Source organism: Arthrobacter sp. B2a2-09, from assembly GCF_027587375.1.
GTDB lineage: Bacteria > Actinomycetota > Actinomycetes > Actinomycetales > Micrococcaceae > Arthrobacter.
The window spans coordinates 1-493 of the sequence record NZ_JAMXIC010000091.1; the positions used below are offsets into that span (position 1 = coordinate 1).

Consider the following 493-nt stretch of genomic DNA (forward strand, 5'->3'; position numbering starts at 1 on the left):
GCCAGGGAAGCCCTGGCCACCATCCCCGGAGTCTCCCGCCGGGTCGCCGAAGTGATCATCGCCGAAACCGGTGCGGACATGACCGTGTTCGAAACCCCCGCCCGGCTCGCGTCCTGGGCCGGTGTCAGCCCCGGCGCGAACGAATCCGCCGGACGGATCAAATCCGCGCACATCCTGCCCGGGAACAAATACCTCAAGGCAGCCCTGGGCACCGCGGCGCTCTCGGCAGCACGGTCCAAGAACACCTACCTCAACGCGAGATACCACCGCATCACAGCCCGCCGCGGACGCAACAAAGCCCTCGTCGCCGTCGAACACTCCATCCTGACCGCAGCCTGGCACATGCTCGCGAACGGCGAGTGCTACACCGACCCCGGAGCCGACTACTTCACCCGGATCAACCCAACCAAGGCCAAGAACAACGCCATAAAACAACTCACCAGCCTCGGCTACAACGTCACCATCACACCCGTCACCGCAGCCTGACCCACCC

General features: G+C 65.3%; 1 protein-coding gene. It reads left to right on the forward strand.

Annotated elements, in window-relative coordinates; genetic code table 11:
* Nucleotides 1-486: transposase (locus NFJ07_RS25660; protein ID WP_269998928.1), on the forward strand; the 486-nt coding region annotated here is incomplete at its 5' end.
* Nucleotides 487-493: the final 7 nt, after the last annotated feature.